Origin of the sequence: Fischerella major NIES-592 (assembly GCF_001904645.1) — a bacterium.
In the GTDB taxonomy this organism is placed as follows: Bacteria; Cyanobacteriota; Cyanobacteriia; order Cyanobacteriales; family Nostocaceae; genus Fischerella; species Fischerella thermalis.
Genome location: NZ_MRCA01000003.1, coordinates 294,031 through 311,728, shown reverse-complemented (window position 1 = coordinate 311,728; position 17,698 = coordinate 294,031). Strand labels below are relative to the sequence as shown.

Genomic DNA, 17,698 nt, shown 5'->3' with positions numbered 1-17,698 from the left:
TTGATTACTGTGATTTTTCTAAATATCAATACTAGCATGTACATCAATACAGAGCTGAAACGACAAGAGAATAATCCAAGGTTAGAAACGATTGCGGAGATGGTTCAGTCAGTAGCCAAAAAATATCAGGAAGATACTTTAAAACTACTGGCATTGCTACGTTTGCTAGAGAGTTTACATCGAGAAATTCGAGATAGTCTATTTCTGGAATCTCTACCACGCGATCGCCAGTCTCTTTACCTTCTTTTAAAAAATATTGAAGAGGAAGGCGGCTGGCCATACATTCAGCGTATGAAATTACAATCTCTACTAAAGAATTTAGCAGAAAACACTTTTATTGAATTAGAACTTGAAAAAAATACACAATCTTCAGTTGAGTGTGAACATTCACAACCTCTTAGTCTCAAGCAAGGAGAAATTTCGTGAAATTCGATTGGTTAATAATAGGAGCTGGATATTCTGCCTGTGTGCTGGCTGAGAGAATTGCCACTCAACTTGCACAAAGAGTTTTAATTGTAGAGCGGCGAGACCACATTGGCGGTAATGCCTACGATTACTACAATGAACATGGTATTTTAGTACATAAATACGGTCCCCATATTTTTCATACCAAATCTAAAAAAGTTTGGGATTATCTTTCACAATTTACAGAGTGGAGACATTACTATCATCACGTACTCGGAGTGTTAGAAGGAAAAAAAGTCCCTATTCCTTTTAACCTCAATTCCCTCTACGCTCTTTTCCCTCCAAAATATGCAGAAAAATTAGAAAACTTGCTTCTAGAAAACTTTGGTTTTGGAGTCAAAGTACCCATTCTCAAACTACGTGAAAGTGCTAGTGGAGACCTGACTTTCTTAGCTGATTACATCTATGAAAATGTCTTCCTCCGCTACACAATGAAGCAGTGGGGAGTCAAACCAGAAGAACTTGATCGGGGAGTTACAGGACGTGTTCCAGTCTACATCAGTCGGGATAATCGTTATTTTCAAGACCCCTATCAAGCTATGCCCAAGCTTGGTTATACTGAGATGTTTCGTCGGATGTTGGCTCATCCTAACATTAAGGTACTGCTAAACACAGATTACCGCGAAATTATCAACGACGTTCAATTCAATCGAATCATTTGCACTGGTCCGATTGATACATTCTTCGATTATATGTATGGTGAATTGCCATACCGTAGCATACATTTTGAGTTTCAGACATTAGACCAGGAATGGTATCAAGAAGTGGGAACGGTCAATTACCCCAACGACTACGATATCACCCGCATTACCGAACAGAAATATCTATCAGGACAAACCTCACCTAAAACTACCTTGGTGATGGAATATCCTCAAGCTTATATACCAGGAAAGAATGATCCTTATTATCCCATTCTCAATGAAGAAAATCGCGATCGCCTTGATCTTTACCTGAAAGAAGTAGAGAAATTAAACGGAACAGTAATTTTTGCAGGAAGGCTTGCAGATTATAAATACTACGATATGGATCAAGCTGTATTGCGTGTGCTAGGTCTGTTTGAAAAAGAGATAGCCAATTCCAGAGTTTAGGAATGGTAAATAAGCTCTGAGAAAAATAGTAGATTTCTATTGTATAGAAATTACAAATTTATTCCATCAAAAGTCTGCATCTACCAAAACAATATTTAAGTATCTAAACACTCAATAAAAGATGACCGTAGTAAACAGAATTAAATTTCCGTCAACATCTGAAACCTCTAGCTTGTACATAAAATGTTCCGAAGGTGCATATCTCAATTTATGTACAGAACACCAAGAGATTGTTTTCACTCAAAATAGTGTTTTGTCTTTAAATACCTATTTTAATTCGTTTTTTGAGAAATTCTATGCCAAGTATACCCAGATATCTTCTTTATATTATTTATTAACTCTTGAGGGTAACTTTCAGGTTGCTCTTTATAGAGAGCATCCTCATCAAGAGACTAGAGAGTTGATCCACACAGAAAGTTTTGAGAAATGTCAACTATCTAAACCTGTGAAAATTTCACTACCAGATTCTTGGCGGAGTGAAGATGCAGGTAGAGTTTATCTTGAAATTACTTGTTTAGGTGAGCATGGCTTATTTACAGAGGGTGTAATTGCAACTGATCAACCAAAGACTAAAGAAGTTTCCTTGGGCATTGTTATTTGCACTTTTAAAAAAGAAACATATGTCAAAAACACAGTTAATACTATTTTAAAAGACAGTTTTCTACAAAGTAAAAACTTTAAGATTTTTGTTGTTGATAATGGTAGTACCTTAAAAAGAGATGAGTTTGATCAGCAAAATGTGGAATTGATTCCTAACAGAAATGTAGGTGGTTCTGGAGGATTTACTCGAGGATTAATACAAGCTCTTGATGAGAATATTTATACACACTTTTTGTTGATGGATGATGATGTAGAACTAGACAGTGAATCTATCTATAGACTTTTCCCTTTGTATGAGTATGCCAATCAAGATTTTGCAGTATCTGGCGCTATGCTAGATTTATACAAAAAATCCATGGTATATGAAGCAGGCGCACTTTATGGTATACACTTTGGTGCTAATGGAAAACCTGTACATAGTCCATTTGGACGTGTTCCTCTGAAGCACAAACTGAATCTGGAAAAAACCACTACTAATATATTTCTAACAGAAGATAACCCTGACTATGGAGCATTTTGGTTTTTCGCTTTTTCCAAGGAAATAGTTGCAAAAATCGGACTACCGATGCCTTATTTCATTAAGGTAGATGATATGGAGTTTGGTACAAGGATTAAGGAACGCCTTGGAAATCCTATAGTGGCGTTCCCTGGCATAGCTGTTTGGCACGAACCTTTTTATGCCAAAAATCCTGTTTGGGTTAATTATTATGCAACTCGTAATCATTTGATAACACATTCTATTCGTGAATCTTTAAGATATTTAGAAGCAGTAAAATTCTTGACAAAAGCTTTATTTTACCAGCTATTTTTATTTGATTACAATTCTGCTGAAATGCTGCTGAGGGGGTTTGAAGATTACATCAAAGGACCAGATAAAGTTAAAAGTACTGATCCAGAAAAACTACATGCTAGTATTGTGGAACTGAGCAAAATGTATAAGAGTCAGAGTCTGCAATATAGCGAATCCACTAATAATAAATTTGATCCAAAATCTCTTAATCAACAGACTAAAGTTACGTTTTTAAAAAAAACTATTGCTTTATTGACTCTCAATGGTCATTTAATCCCCAACTTTTTACTCAGCAATGAAGATGCATTTTTATGGATAGGTTCAGACTATCAAGATTGGTGGCCTAAGGCGTTTGCGAAAAAGAGAGTTATCATTTCGCGCGAAGGAAATAACTCTATTCAAAGGAACGAGATGAGTCGAGCAACTGGTATAGGAATTTTATTTAGATGGTTACAAATTGTTATTAAGAGTGCAACGAGATGGTCTTCTGTCAGTTTAGAGTGGAAGAATTCGTTCAGTTATTTCACTTCAACTGAATTCTGGAAAGATTATCTCAAGCTTAAAGAGCAACCCCAACAACCTATACACAATGCGTCGGTAAATTAAAGCCCAAGGATTCACTAAATGCCAGAACTACAAACAAAAGAACTGCAACCCATTAAATTGTCTCAGCTTCCTGATAGTCCACTAGTCTCTGTATTAGTTGCTAACTATAACTATGACAAATACATTAGCGAAACCTTAGAAAGTGTCCTTCGCCAGACATATCAAAACTTTGAAATCATTGTTTGTGATGATGGTTCCACTGATAACTCCTGTGATGTCATTGCTAACTACGTTCGTAAAGATTCTAGAATTAAATTAATCAGCAAACAAAATGGTGGAGTTGCTAGCGCTTTAAATGTAGCTTACCAAAAGAGCCAAGGTCAAATCATTTGCTTACTAGATGCAGATGATATCTGGATGAAGAGGAAGTTGGAAAAGATTGTCAATGAGTTTAAAACCAATCTTCAAGCTGGCTTTGTAATTCACAATGTTGTTCAAATTGATAGTGAGGGGAAATTAATCAAACCTACCCCTATGTATAAAAATCTAGCTTCTGGCTGGATGGGAGATTATGCTCTAGAAAATGGTGGATTTATTAACAATATTCCTCAAGCTTCGGCGCTGAGTCTTCGTAGAGAAGTTGCTGATTATATATTTCCACTTAATGAACAATTTAGACGCAATGCCGATAGTTTAATCTTCCGTTGTGCACCCTACATAACAGTTATCGGAGCTGTACCCGACGTACTCAATCAGTTTCGCTTGCATGGAAGCAACACTACGAGCGTGGCGATCGTGTCAGCAGACTTCATTGAGAAATCACAAATTACTATTGCTCGTGTACATCAAGAACAGAAACAGTTTCTGTTAAAAGTTTATGGGACTGAAATTGCAGAGAGGCTAAAAGATTGGCAATACAGTTTAATAGTTTGCCAAAATCTTTATCTACTAGCCCGCCTCAAAGGTGCATCCAAATTAGAAACTAGAAAAGCACATCAACAACTCATAAATCACCCGGAATTCTATCAGCTATTTGGTCGAAATACACCTCACACATGGCTATTAAAATGGGGTGAATTTCTACCAGATGCAATCTTTAAAATGTTATTTGACCAAATTTATGGTTCAGGTAGCTTAAGACGTTTCGGAAAATGGCTGTTTAGAAAAAAACTAGCACTAGCTTTGTAAGTGGGTGAATTTGTGAATTTTGATCTCTGAATAAATTTGGTAACGTCAGAAGGAATTTGTACAAATGCTCAAACTCAATCTTGGTTGTGGTTCTCATACTCCAGATGGTTGGTTAAATGTAGATTATGCCCTTGGTTCTTGGTTAGCTAAGCTACCTGTGTTTTCTACCATCAACAAATATCTCAAAATTATCAATCTTGACTGGCCAGATAATATTTTTATTTATGACCTGCGAAAAAAATTTCCGTGGGCAGACAATTCTGTTGATATAGTTTATAGCTCCCATACTCTGGAGCATTTCTCACGCACTGAAGGACAAAAATTTTTAAAAGAATGCTATCGAGTTTTGAAACCGAATGGCATTATTCGCATAGTTGTTCCTGACTTGAGCGTCATAGTCAAAAGTTATCTGCAAGGTGAAATACCAGCACATAAATTTCTTGATGCACTTGAAGTTAGCTACGAAGATTCAGCAGATGGATTTCTCAAACGCAGATTAGCACCTTTTATTCGTTTTCCTCATAAGTGCATGTATGATACTAATGCACTATTACAAGTTATGTCGGAAATTGGCTTTGAAGTAGCAAGTAAGAAAGGTTTAGAAAGCGATATTGAGGATGTCGCCATTATTGAACAGTATAGCCGGACAGTGAATGCTGTCATTGTTGAAGGAAAAAAAATAACTGACCATGCACCCAAATTGCAAGAAAGCTCACAGCCAGTTTCTCTAGTAGGTAATGCATGATCAATAAATAGGCTGAGAATACTAAAAATTAGAGTAAATTCAGTATTTTTTTTATTAACAATAATGATGAGTCATACCAAGACATATCGAGAAGTCTTACAAACCAAATATTACCTGTCACAAATAGCAAAAAGCTGTATATCAGCTATACAATCTGTGACTTATGCAGGGAAAGAATATACTTGTCCTTGTTGTGAAGGAAGTTTTCGGACATTTTTACCTGCGGGAATTAATCATAGACCAAAGGCTGAATGCCCGAAATGCTTTTCTTTAGAAAGACATCGTTTGTTATGGTTATATCTCAAAAATCGCACTAATTTGTTGTCGGAAAAATTGAAGGTGCTACATTTTGCACCGGAATTCCAACTTTACAGACTGATTCGGAAATTGCCCAATATTGATTACCTAACTGCTGATTTATCAGCACCACGGGTAATGATGAATATGGACATTACTAATATACCTTTTGCTGATGCTTCTTTTGATGTGATTCTTTGCAATCACGTATTAGAGCATGTACCAGATGATGCCAAGGCCATAAAAGAATTATACAGAGTTCTCAAGCCAAATGGCTGGGCAATTCTCCAAGTTCCTTTAGATAAAAATATTGCTGAAACATTTGAAGATCCTAATATCACTTCTGAAGAAGATAGAGTGAAGTTCTACGGACAAAAAGACCATCTCAGACTCTACGGACGTGATTATAAAAATAGGCTAGAAGCAGCAGGATTCCAGGTAAAAGTAGAAGATTATATTCAAGCATTAGGTGATAATTTAGCAGAAAAATATCGGTTGATTAGTGAAGATTCCAACACTGAAGATATTTATTTTTGTACAAAGCTAAGTGTGTGAAGTTTATATGAGTCAAGTAATTACTGAGAAAATTTCACCACTGCGGGTTCTTTTTATTACCCATACTTATATGGTTGGTGTCAACCAAGGGAAACTAGATGCGATCGCATCTACTGGGAAAGCAGAAGTTGGTTTACTCACCCCTAGTAGATGGCGGGCGATCGCTTGGGGAAAGGTAATGGAATTAGAGACTCCTTTTCCCCACATTCACATGTTCCCGACTAAGGTATTTTTTAACGGGCGCAGTACAGTATATTTTCATCCACCACTAGCAACTTTGCACGCCCTCCGAAATTTTAAACCAGATATTCTACAAGTTGAACAAGAAGTACTGGCGATTTCTGCCTTTGAAATGGCAGTTTGGGCAAGACTAACAGGTAAAACCCTAGTTGTCTTCTGTTGGGAAAACATTGACCGCAAACTCCCCTGGTATCGCAGCTGGATGTATAAATTTGTGCTGAATTCCGCCAAGTTAATTATTGCAGGGAACCAAGAAGGGGCTGATATTATCCGGAAATGGGGTTACAAAGGTCAAATTGAAGTTATGCCCCAAATGGGAGTAGACAACCAGTTCTTTGCTCCCCAGCCAAAAAAACATCCTCATCAGGAATTCCGCATCGGCTTTGTAGGGCGTTTGGTACATCAAAAAGGTGTTGATTTGATCTTAAAAGCTGCCAAAAACCTGCGCGATCGCGGTTACTCCGTGAAGATTATTTTGTGTGGAACTGGTGTCCATGAAGCAGAACTACGCCAAGAAGCACACAGACAACAAGTAGAAGACTTGGTGGTTTGGTATGGTGTAGTCCGCCATGATCAAGTACCCCAAGTCATGAGTGAGTTTGATGTCTTGGTGTTACCCTCTCGTAGCATTCCCACCTGGAAAGAACAATTTGGCCATGTACTCATTGAGGCTATGGCAATGGGTATCCCTGTTGTTGGGTCTACTTGTGGAGAAATCCCGAACGTTATCGGTCGTCCTGATTTAGTGTTTCCCCAGGAAGATAGCGAAGCGCTAACTGCTATTCTAGAACGCATGATCCGCGAACCAGATTGGTGGAAAGCCGCAGGAGAATACAGCCTGCAAAGAGTGCAGCAACAGTATACACACCAAAGTATTGCTCAAAAACTAGTTAATCTTTGGCATCAAGTCGTTGATACAAACACATAGAAAATTACAATGCGTGTAGCAATTGTCCGCAGGCTGCCCAAAGCTTCCTTTAGTATGGATGTCTATGCTGATGGTTTGGTTAGTGGCCTCAAAGCAGTTCGCCCAGACTGGGAAATTATCGAATTAACTCCACGGTCGTATTCCCTCACTAATAAAAAAACTTCTTGGCTCCAAGGAATTGAGAAGTATTACGAGCGTTACTGGCGCTATCCTGCCACTGTCAGGCAACAGGTAGCTGATGTTTTTCATATCATTGACCATAGTGATGCCCATATTGTCCAATGGCTGCGTAAAACTAATCAACCCGTAGTTGTTACCTGCCACGACCTGATTAATTTTATTTATCCAGAAAATATTCAAGACCAAGCAAAGCTACCAGTAGTCAGCATGGCTGCTTGGAAGTATGCCATCAAAGGACTCAAACAGAGCGATCGCATTATCTGTGTCTCTAACCATACAGCAAAAGATGCGATGCAGTTGTTGCACACACCAGCAGAACGTATAAAAGTAGTACACAACGGCGTAGAGTCAGATTTTTATCCCTTACCGGTAGAGGAAATATCAGCTTTTCGCCAGCAGCAGGGACTGAGGCCAGATACCATTTGTCTGCTGAACGTAGGGTCAAACCATCCCCGGAAAAATGTCACAACTATACTCCAAGTTTTAGAAATCTTAAATTCCCAAGGAATGGGCGTTCATTTTTGGAAAACAGGCGCTGATTTTACCAAAGAACAAAAAACATTTATCCAGAAGCACAACCTTAACTCTTGTATCAAGTATTTAGGTAAGCCAGATAAAAATATACTCAGACAAATTTACAACGCAGCAGACATCCTGCTAGCACCTTCAGTTTATGAAGGTTTTGGCATCACCATTTTAGAAGCAATGGCTTGTCAGACGGCAGTTATTAGCTCTAATGTGACTTCTTTACCAGAAGTAGTGGGGGATGCAGGAATTTTAGTTGAGCCTCTGGATGTGTCAGCTATGGTTGAGGCCATACAGCACATTCAGCAAGATTCTAGCTACCATCAACAACTAATTAAGCGGGGGCGAGTTCGGGCTAAAGAGTTTACCTGGGAAAAAGCCGCTTCTCAAGTGGCTGAAGTTTATGAAAGTTTGGTTGGCATGCAGCGAGATTATTCCTTACAACAATCTATGGTCTAGGTATGGAAAATCAACAAAAACCCTTAAAAGTTCTCCTCTCTGCCTATGCCTGCAGACCGGATATGGGTTCGGAACCGGGTGTTGGTTGGAACATGGCGCGAGAGTTGGTCAAACACTACAAAATCTGGGTCATCACTCGTGCTGAAAATCGCCCGTTCATTGAGGCGGAACTGACACAAAATCCCATTCCCAGTTTAGAAGTCATTTACTACGACCTACCAGCTTGGGCGCGTTGGTGGAAAGGAAAGAATCGAGGCGTCCACTTGCATCATTATCTTTGGCAGATCGGCGTTTACTTCTTGGCACAAAATTTACATCGCCAAATCAATTTTGATTTAGTCCACCATGTCACCTACGGTAGGTATTCCGCTCCTAGCTTTCTGTCTTTGCTACCTATACCTTTCGTTTGGGGACCTGTGGGCGGTGGTGAATCTGCACCCACGCCTTTCTGGCAAGACTTCAGTACAAGTAATAAAATTTATGAATTTCTCCGTAATATTGCTGCTTGGGTAGGGGAGCGCGATCCATTTGTTCATCTCACAGTCAAGCGCAGCCAAGTAGCAATTGTAGCCACACCCGAAACTTCTGCCCGTGTCAGTGCCTTAGGTGCAAAGCGCATTGAGGTAATATACGGGCAAACTGGTATCAATCAACAAGAAATTACCCAGTTGGGGCAGTTACCCGTGGAGGCATCGGCAACATCTATCCGCTTTATTAGCATTGGCAGGTTGTTACATTGGAAAGGCTTTCACCTGGGTTTGCGGGCTTTTGCCCAAGCCAACTTACCAAATGGAGAATTCTGGATTGTGGGTGACGGGCCAGAAAGAAAGCGTTTAGAAAACCTGAGCCGAGAATTACAAATTAGCGATCGCGTCCATTTTTTTGGCAACTTGCCACGAGATTTAACTTTAAGCAAATTGGGAGAGTGTGATGTTTTGGTACACCCCAGTTTGCATGATTTCTCCCCAACAGTTTGTTTGGAAGCAATGGCAGCCAGTCGTCCGGTAATTTGTTTGGAACTAGGGGGGCCAGCAACTCAAATCACCGCAGAAACCGGATTCAAAATTCCTGCCCATACTCCGGAGCAAGTTACCGTAGACATGGCAAAAGTCATGCAGCGTTTGGCTGGGGAACCAGATTTAAGAGTTCGCATGGGAAAGGCAGGTAGGCAAAGAGTAAACCAACTCTACAGTTGGGAAATGAAGGGCAAGTTTTTGAGGAAACTTTATACGGAAATCGTTCATCAGGGGGCTTAAATGCGGATTCTCAGCGTACACAACCGTTATCAAATTCGCGGCGGCGAAGATGAATCTCGCCAAGCCGAAGAAAACCTGCTGCGAGAAATGGGGCATGAAGTGACAGTGTACGAAGAACACAATGATCGCATTGCCAAGATGAATCAGTTACAGGTGGCATCACGAACAATTTGGTCACAAGAAGCATACCAAATTATCCAACGGCGACTCCAAGAACAACCCCAGGATATCGTTCACGTCCAGAATTTTTTCCCTTTAATTTCTCCCTCAGTTTATTATGCTGCCAAAGCTCAGGGTGTGCCTGTAGTTCAGACACTGCGAAACTACCGTTTGTTGTGTCCTAATGCTTTGTTCTTTCGTGATGGGCAAGTTTGCGAAGACTGTCTGGGTAAATTTTTGCCCTTACCAGGAGTGATACATGGTTGTTACCGCCAAAGTCGGGTAGCGAGTGTCGCAGTTGCTAGTATGCTAACAGTCCACCGCACGCTTCGCACCTGGACAAAAATGGTTGATGTCTACATTGCTTTAACTGAGTTTGCCCGCCAGAAGTTTATTCAAGGGGGGTTACCCGCAGAAAAAATCGTCGTAAAATCTAACTTCGTTCACCCCGATCCCAAACCTGGAGAGGGTAAGGGTGGCTATGCTTTATATGTCGGTAGGTTATCTGTGGAAAAGGGTTTGAGTACCTTGCTGGCGGCTTGGAAGCAATTACCGATGCGACTACCTTTAAAAATAATTGGTGATGGGCCGTTAGCAGGGAAGTTGGCAGCAGATGCCCAAGATATGCCCCACATTGAATGGTTGGGTCGTAAATCTATGTCGGAGGTTTATGAGTTGCTTGGAGAAGCAATGTTCTTAATCTTTCCCTCTAATTGGTATGAAACCTTTGGTAGGGTAGCTGTCGAAGCTTTTGCCAAGGGAACACCGGTGGTGGCTTCTGATATCGGTGCGATCGCAGAATTGGTAGAGGACAAGCGTACTGGACTTAAATTTATACCTGCTGATTCCGCAGATTTAGCGAGAAAAGTTACGTGGTTGTGGGAAAATCCCCAAGAACTGAATCGGATGCGTCAAGAAGTTAGAAGGGAATATGAAATAAAATATACAGCTAGACAAAATTATCATAAACTTATGGAGATTTATGATTTAGTTCGTAATCTTTAAGTTTTTAAGGCAAAAAAACGAACACAGATTAACACAGATGAACACAGATGTAGATGCCCTTACGGGCGGCTTCACGCAGGGTACACAGATAGATGTGTACTTCATCTAATATTAATTACTTATGACCAACTCTAATGGATAATATAAGTGTTCAAATGAACATGATATGGTTAAAAATTCTGTAATTTTGTTGCTTGCCTTTGCTAGTGCGTTTCTACCGCGAGTTCTAGATGCAGTTGGTTTTCCTTCAGTAGTAAATTTTGCTCACTTTGTCTTCATTCCTTTAGCAGGAATTTTCACATTTTTACAAATTCGATCCAAAATTCGAGTGCAGATGGCACTCGAATTGTTAACAGCTTTGCTGATCTTACTTGCAATCGTTATTTTTAGCGCTTTGCTCAACAAAGCAGGTGTAGTCAATGTCTTTTTAGACTATATGTTGCGTGCTGAGTGGTTCATCTTTTTACTTGCCATGATTAGCATCATACCAACAGAAAAAAGTCTTAGGCGTCTGCGTTTTTGGTTTTTATCATTTGCTTTTATTAATATATTTTTTGCGTTTGTACAGAAGTTTATTTTACGTTGGGGAGAAGGTCAACCAGCAGCAGGAGATTTCATCACCGGAGTTTTTCTTGGACAAGGTGCGGGTTGTGATGTTTCTTCTGGAGTTTCGATTATTTTTGCTATTTATTATTTCACCAGTTCTAAAAAATCTCCCCTCTGGATACGTATAGCTGTAGCTGTATTCGCAATTATACATCTTTTTATTACAGATGCAAAATCACACTTATTAGTGTTTTTAGTCGCCTTGATATTAGTGATGTTAACTAAACTAAAACTAACAAATAAAAGTATTACTTTATTCTTGAAGTACTTGGTGTTAGCTATTTTATTTTTAGGTGGAATTCATTTGGCATCTCAGACGGTAGCTCCTTCATTACTTGCGTTTTCCCGAGAAGACCAAATGCAGGATGGTTTAGATTTAAAATTCTCAATATTTTCGATTGTGACATCTCACTATCAATCGCCCTTAAATTTACTTTTTGGTTTAGGACCCGGACACACTGTTGGTAGATTAGGGGGATGGATTTTAAGGGATTATGCCAGCTTATTAGAGCCTTTAGGTGTGACAAAATTTCCTGCGAGTCAGGAAGCGTGGGATGCGGTTTGGTCTACTTGGATTGGTCCTAGAAGTCGTTTGTGGTCGCCATTTTTTGGTTGGGCTGGTATTTGGGGAGATTGGGGATTGTTTGGTTTAGCGGCTTTCATTTATGTAATGTTCGTCGCTTGGCGGCGATTTTGCGTTGATGATGCTTGCAGAGTGATTTTGATGAGTGTAGCCGTGTTTGGCTTTATTTTTACGCAAATGGAAGAACCAGGATATGTCATCTCTGTGGCTGCAATTCTGGGTTTGCGGTGGCAAGAGGTACAATTAGCCAAGCGATCGCGCGATCGACAACTACAGTTAATTTACAATAGCAATCCCCAGCTAGAATTGAACTAACAATCACAAGTGCAACTATTATTTTCTGACAATCATTAACCAGCGTAGAAACGATTGAAAATACAAAAATTTATTTTGCCAGCGTTCTCTGACTCTCATATGAAAGATTGTTCTGCCCAAAAATTTAGGGTTATGATTATCTTTCGTAAATAGACTTTGACAAATTTCTGAAGATAAAGCAACTACCTCTGTATCTGCTTTGATTTGCCGTAACACTTTTACTGGTAGGGTGACATCCAATAAATGATGAGCCAAAAAAAGACCGAGAAAGAACATACGCTTGCAGTCTAATTCAGTAGTTACTTGAATCAGATAATCCCAATTAACTTCTGGATTAGTCCGCAGTAGTTCTGCAATATCACAAAGCCAAATTAATCTTTCCCAACGATGTCTGGAACCATGAACACATAAAATTGGCAACCAATCCTCCAACGGTAGGTTATATATTGTAATGCCAGCAAAAGGGAAGGGTTTTAGCTTGCTCCAAAAGTGTTTGGTTTCGATTGGAGATGTATATTCTGGGCTAACTCTCCAGTGAATCTCTACCAGAATTTTCTTTTCATAATGAAAAAAGTTATAGCTATGTTCGCTTTTCGCTTCAAGAAAGGCAATTTCTTCTCGTTGAGTTAATTCTACTAATGGTTGATATCCCAGAGAAATTAATATTTTCTTGAACTCTAGAACATGCTGCTGTTGCACTATAATATCTAAATCACCACTAGGGCGCAGTGCTATATTGCCATATACAGTGCTAGCCAAAATTGGTCCTTTATAAGGAACCCCTTTAATATCTTTTTCTTGTAATAGATGCAGAATTTTAAATAATTCTGCACACAAAACTAAGTTGCGTTGGCTATTGGCATAAGAAAGATGACGAATTTGATTGATAGCTTCCTTGGGGATATCATCTTTACAGATAGTATTCAGATTGGTGTATAAAAGCGGTACTAAACCATGTTTATATGCCTGACTAATTACATCTTGCCAGTCTAAATTTGGTAGTTGAATCAAACTTTTTATTTGTTCGGTTTTAGCAGCGTCTCTTTTTGTAGAAGCACAATAAAGGAGTAGCTGTATTTCAGGGCGAACATAGATATTTAAAATATTGGTATTTAACTTTGGTAGAGTTTGCATTTGTCTGCCTTATTCAATGATTTTCAGTTTGTTAAGCAATCCCATTTTTCACTTTCTGACTCGAACTGGACTCCATTTGTGCTTTCCAAGATTGAGCATAAAGTCCACCCAAAGCCAATAGTTCGCCATGATTCCCTGACTCTACAATCCGACCAGCACGCATGACGTAAATTATGTCTGCTTGCATCGCAAGAGTGAAACGATGAGTAATCACAACAGCAGTACGACCTTCTGCTAAGGTGCGGAAACGTTCCAACCAGTCGTATTCAGCCCAGGGGTCCATAGCACTTGTTGGTTCATCTAAAATAATGATTTGAGCGCGTCTAAAAAATGCTCGTGCTAGTGCCAAACGTTGCCATTGACCGCCACTTAAATCGGTTCCATCAGGGAACAACTTACCCAGCATTGTGTTGTAACCCAAAGGTAAGCGCATAATCTTTTCGTGAATACCCGATGCTTTAGCTGCCGATTCAATCTCTACCTGATTTGATAGTGCTGTGATATCTCCCAAAGCAATATTTTCACCTGCTGTGGTGTAGTAGGGAATGGGAGATTGGAACAAAACAGTAATTAATCTACGGAATTCTTTGACGGCAAAGTTACGTAAGTCTATACCATCTAATTCAATCCTTCCCGAATCTGGATCGTAAAAACGGCACAAAAGCTTAATTAATGTACTTTTGCCTGCGCCATTGTCACCGACGATCGCTACAATTTTACCAGCTGGAATTATCAAGTTAAAATTCTCTAATACAGCTTCTGTAGCACCAGGATAGCGGAAAGTAACCTGCCGAAATCGAATTTCTTTTTGAGGTTTTGTCGGTACAGCAACTGGATTTTCTGGATCTACAATTGTGGGCTGGATTTGTAAAAACTCAAATAAATTACCAATAAATAAGCTATTACGATAAATTTTTCCAATATTACTTAATAACTCTTTAACAATTCCTTGTCCCTGATTAAATACCTGGAAAAATAGAGCTAAATCTCCTAATGTTAAAATACCTAATAATACTTGCCGCCCCATCCAAGCTAGAGCCCCACCAGTAATTATCAGTGCAATTATGGCAGCAATAAAGCGACCTAAAGTTTGCAGTTTTAATAAATGGAATTGTTCTTTGACAAGTCGCCGACGCAGAATCTGATAAGCAGACTGAAAATGATTAGCAAAGTCAAATAATCGTACTTCTGCGGCGGTAGAACTGTTTGTCAGCAGATAGTCATAATACATCAGCCAGCGACGGTCAGTTGTTGTCCGCTGTGACCATTGATATTGAATTTTGCTGAGATACATTAATACATAGAACGCCGGAAAAGCACTGATAATTAAAATTGTGGGTAGCCAAAGACCGTAAGGAATTAAGATTGTTGCCATTGCCAACAATGTGACACTGTTTTGCAACAAACTACCAATGCTTTCTAATAATGCTAGCGATCGTCCACTTGCTCCTTCTCGGGCGCGATTCAGTTTGTCATTATATTCTGAATATTCATAAAAGCCATAATCTACTGTTACTGACTGGTTATGAATTAAAGCTGTGATATGGTCATTTACTAATTCTGATTGAGCAGTGCGAATCCATTCGCTAGAACTATTGAAAAACTCTCCCAACAGCATGATACCCGCCATCAATGCCACTGGAATCAAAATCTTTTGCACATTTGCCACAGAGAGACCATTTCCAGCAACTACCACTAAATTATCAACGACCTGACGAGTGAAAGTAAGGGAAATTGCTGGCAGTATTCCTTGCACTAATAACATTACCATACTCGCTAAAGTCCAGTAGCCAGAGGCAGCCCAGACCAGACTGAGAGTTTGAATTAGATGATTTATGATAGTATTGGCACTACGAAATTTGCGCTTCAAAATATCAAGACCCTGTGAATTCAAGATTTGGTAGCTAATAAATAATCAGAGGAATTTTCCAGAGTATCGCTAATATCATCCTCAACTAACTTCACTAAATTCGGTAAATCTTCCAAGGAAGGTTTACGAGTGAAACGGCTAAACTTTACACTTTTAATTAACTCGCTACAAAGACGTAAATGATTAGCAACAAATTCTTTTTTTGTTAATACACCCATAGCACGAGTATGGCGCACCAATGCGACAAATGCTTCTTGGGGTTGCATGTTTGCGATCAAATGTTCACTTCCTTTATCCAAGACATAGACACGTTGTAGTGGTAGGGGAATTTGCTGGAAACCACGAGTAAATTTATAAGCTAGCTTTGTTGTACTTTGATAAACTGGTGATAAATTTTTAGTATCATATCCTAAGCAATTCAAAGCTTCTGGAAAAACTTTAAACTGAGGATAAGCAGGCAAGACTAAAGGTCGCCCCGCTTGAATTTGGATAGCCATAACATCATCTGTTAAAACGGCGTAGCCTTGATTATGAAAAGCAGTTGCTAGGGTAGATTTTCCCCAACCGGAACCACCTAAAAATGCTACTCCTTGATGATTGATGTCAACACAACTAGCATGTAAAACTAACAGTCCTCTTTGTCGCAGCAGAGCGCATAATACAGGACCTAAAAGTACAGTCCGCACAACAGCCTCATCCACATCTGGTAGAGGATTGATCACAATTTCCCGTCCATTTTGGATAAAAAATTTACCTACTTCTGGTATTCCTCCCACAATATTTGTGCCACCATCATGTTGTGTGGCGATCGCGTCATTAACATCGCCAAACCGCACAATTACATCTGGTTCAGATTCACTTTCCATCAACTCTGGAAGTGGTAATTCGCAAGCAATGCACAAATTATAGGCTTTATAACACTTCATATCCTGTCTGGAAATAGGGATCGGGATTGTGGAACTCAGCCCCTGAGTAGGAATTAGGGGCGCTGGGCAAGAACCTCACAGCAAACTCATAGTCCATCTGTATGGATCTCCTCTATTCCTCCGCTAAGATAAAAAATAATTGTAGGTTGAGTGAAGTAGCATTCAAAATCAATGAACGTTTTTTGGATTTTACAACCTCAAACAACCTACAATGTTGAACCAAGAAATTGCCAGGAAGTTGATGATGCTGTTGGTAAACATTTAATCAAGAAGGATATTAGCCTTCTATGAGTTAACCAACATTATCATTTTTTTTGGTAAATTAATGAAGGTATAATCACCAAGACTTTATGAATGTGATTATCCAAACTATTTATTGGTAGGAGCAGTTCGGCAATTACCTAAATTCCTCCAGCCTGTACCATCACAGATGATATCCAGGGAACCTTTATCATTGCCACCAGATACAGACTGACCACTACCAGTGAAAAACAGGAAATCTGTTTGTCCAGAACTACCAAGAATTTGGGTAATTTCGGTCACATCGCCATAAACACTGAGTATAGGGGTACTATACGTACTTTTCATGTTTTGTCTCCTTGTTTTGAGTGATAAAGTTGACTTAGTAGTTTTTGAGTGTAGAGCCCCTTGTTGGACTTACGGCGCAGCTTAGTGGTTGCTAGATCAGCAGTATCTACAACCAAGGTCTGCCGGAAACCTGGATTTAGCAGTATTTTCATCGTGAGTGATGTATACCAAACTCCCTGAGCTACGACCTGCCAAGATTGAAAACTGGATCAGACTACATATGCTCATCCATAATGATGTAGCCTACTGTTACTCTCTTAAGCTGCCTGAAAGTACTGGTGAGTGGTTGGTGGTTAAATCCAAGACCATCGAACAATTACTTTTAGGCTCTTAAGCCAGTGACGTTTTATCCAATTCTGATGGATCTAGTTTGAGCACTATTTGCATCTACTTGGATTCTCGGGACATGGAGTATCAAAATGGTCAATGGAACCCAGACTACCATTCAGATTGACTGGACCAGAAAGACCAGCATTGTTATCACCATTGAAGAATACGAAATCCGTGCGTGTCCGGTTGCCAGAAAAGTTGGTGATTGTTTCGACACTGCCGTGTGCAATTAGCTTTGGTGCAATATAGGTTTTCTTCATCGCTGTAACTCCTTTGATTTTTGACCTATTTTCTGCAAACTTGTGGTGATGCACCCAGCT

At 39.5% G+C, this 17,698-nt stretch carries 16 protein-coding genes; 11 read left to right on the top strand and 5 right to left on the bottom strand.

The window, feature by feature from the left end; all coding sequences use genetic code 11:
• The first annotated feature begins 36 nt into the window (after nt 1-36).
• From NIES592_RS08690 to NIES592_RS08640, 11 genes are all read left to right on the top strand, one after another.
• Entirely contained in the window at nt 37-426 is a 390-nt protein-coding gene (locus NIES592_RS08690) for a hypothetical protein (protein ID WP_073555506.1), read from the top strand.
• The gene (glf, locus tag NIES592_RS08685; RefSeq protein WP_073555505.1) at nt 423-1,553 is read left to right on the top strand and encodes a UDP-galactopyranose mutase; all 1,131 of its coding nucleotides are present in this window, start codon (nt 423-425) and stop codon (nt 1,551-1,553) included. Before NIES592_RS08690 ends, glf begins: the two co-directional genes overlap by 4 nt.
• A 121-nt stretch (nt 1,554-1,674) precedes the next feature.
• On the top strand, nt 1,675-3,549 hold the full coding sequence (locus NIES592_RS08680) for a glycosyltransferase (protein WP_073555504.1): 1,875 nt from the start codon (nt 1,675-1,677) through the stop codon (nt 3,547-3,549).
• Between the two features lie 18 nt (nt 3,550-3,567).
• Nucleotides 3,568-4,677: a glycosyltransferase family 2 protein gene (locus NIES592_RS08675; protein ID WP_073555503.1), complete on the top strand. Its 1,110-nt coding sequence runs from the start codon at nt 3,568-3,570 to the stop codon at nt 4,675-4,677.
• 64 nt (nt 4,678-4,741) lie between these two features.
• On the top strand, nt 4,742-5,422 hold the full coding sequence (locus NIES592_RS08670; protein ID WP_062245858.1) for a class I SAM-dependent methyltransferase: 681 nt from the start codon (nt 4,742-4,744) through the stop codon (nt 5,420-5,422).
• A gap of 156 nt (nt 5,423-5,578) precedes the next feature.
• Nucleotides 5,579-6,274: a class I SAM-dependent methyltransferase gene (locus NIES592_RS08665; RefSeq protein WP_256678089.1), complete on the top strand. Its 696-nt coding sequence runs from the start codon at nt 5,579-5,581 to the stop codon at nt 6,272-6,274.
• A 7-nt stretch (nt 6,275-6,281) separates the two neighbouring features.
• Nucleotides 6,282-7,442 carry a glycosyltransferase gene (locus NIES592_RS08660; RefSeq protein WP_062245862.1) on the top strand — a complete coding sequence of 387 codons (1,161 nt, stop codon included), beginning with the start codon at nt 6,282-6,284 and terminating at the stop codon, nt 7,440-7,442.
• 9 nt (nt 7,443-7,451) lie between these two features.
• Nucleotides 7,452-8,606 (top strand): glycosyltransferase family 4 protein, encoded by a 1,155-nt coding sequence (locus NIES592_RS08655; protein ID WP_073555501.1) that lies wholly within the window; start codon nt 7,452-7,454, stop codon nt 8,604-8,606.
• Nucleotides 8,607-8,608: 2 nt separating this feature from the next.
• Nucleotides 8,609-9,862 (top strand): glycosyltransferase family 4 protein, encoded by a 1,254-nt coding sequence (locus tag NIES592_RS08650; protein WP_073555500.1) that lies wholly within the window; start codon nt 8,609-8,611, stop codon nt 9,860-9,862.
• Entirely contained in the window at nt 9,863-11,026 is a 1,164-nt protein-coding gene (locus tag NIES592_RS08645) for a glycosyltransferase (RefSeq protein ID WP_062245869.1), read from the top strand. It begins immediately after the preceding gene.
• Nucleotides 11,027-11,192: 166 nt separating this feature from the next.
• The gene (locus NIES592_RS08640) at nt 11,193-12,530 is read left to right on the top strand and encodes a hypothetical protein (protein ID WP_073555499.1); all 1,338 of its coding nucleotides are present in this window, start codon (nt 11,193-11,195) and stop codon (nt 12,528-12,530) included.
• Between the two features lie 18 nt (nt 12,531-12,548).
• On the opposite strand, the gene NIES592_RS08635 is transcribed toward NIES592_RS08640, so the two are convergent.
• From NIES592_RS08635 to NIES592_RS08615, 5 genes are all read right to left on the bottom strand, one after another.
• Nucleotides 12,549-13,664 carry a nucleotidyltransferase domain-containing protein gene (locus tag NIES592_RS08635; protein ID WP_073555498.1) on the bottom strand — a complete coding sequence of 372 codons (1,116 nt, stop codon included), beginning with the start codon at nt 13,662-13,664 and terminating at the stop codon, nt 12,549-12,551.
• Between the two features lie 31 nt (nt 13,665-13,695).
• On the bottom strand, nt 13,696-15,558 hold the full coding sequence (locus NIES592_RS08630; RefSeq protein WP_073555497.1) for an ABC transporter ATP-binding protein: 1,863 nt from the start codon (nt 15,556-15,558) through the stop codon (nt 13,696-13,698).
• On the bottom strand, nt 15,555-16,460 hold the full coding sequence (locus NIES592_RS08625; RefSeq protein WP_062245877.1) for a hypothetical protein: 906 nt from the start codon (nt 16,458-16,460) through the stop codon (nt 15,555-15,557). The genes NIES592_RS08630 and NIES592_RS08625 overlap by 4 nt, the downstream gene beginning before the upstream one ends.
• Before the next feature lie 369 nt (nt 16,461-16,829).
• On the bottom strand, nt 16,830-17,048 hold the full coding sequence (locus tag NIES592_RS08620) for a lasso peptide (RefSeq protein ID WP_062245880.1): 219 nt from the start codon (nt 17,046-17,048) through the stop codon (nt 16,830-16,832).
• A gap of 377 nt (nt 17,049-17,425) precedes the next feature.
• Nucleotides 17,426-17,638 carry a lasso peptide gene (locus tag NIES592_RS08615; RefSeq protein ID WP_009456426.1) on the bottom strand — a complete coding sequence of 71 codons (213 nt, stop codon included), beginning with the start codon at nt 17,636-17,638 and terminating at the stop codon, nt 17,426-17,428.
• Nucleotides 17,639-17,698: the final 60 nt, after the last annotated feature.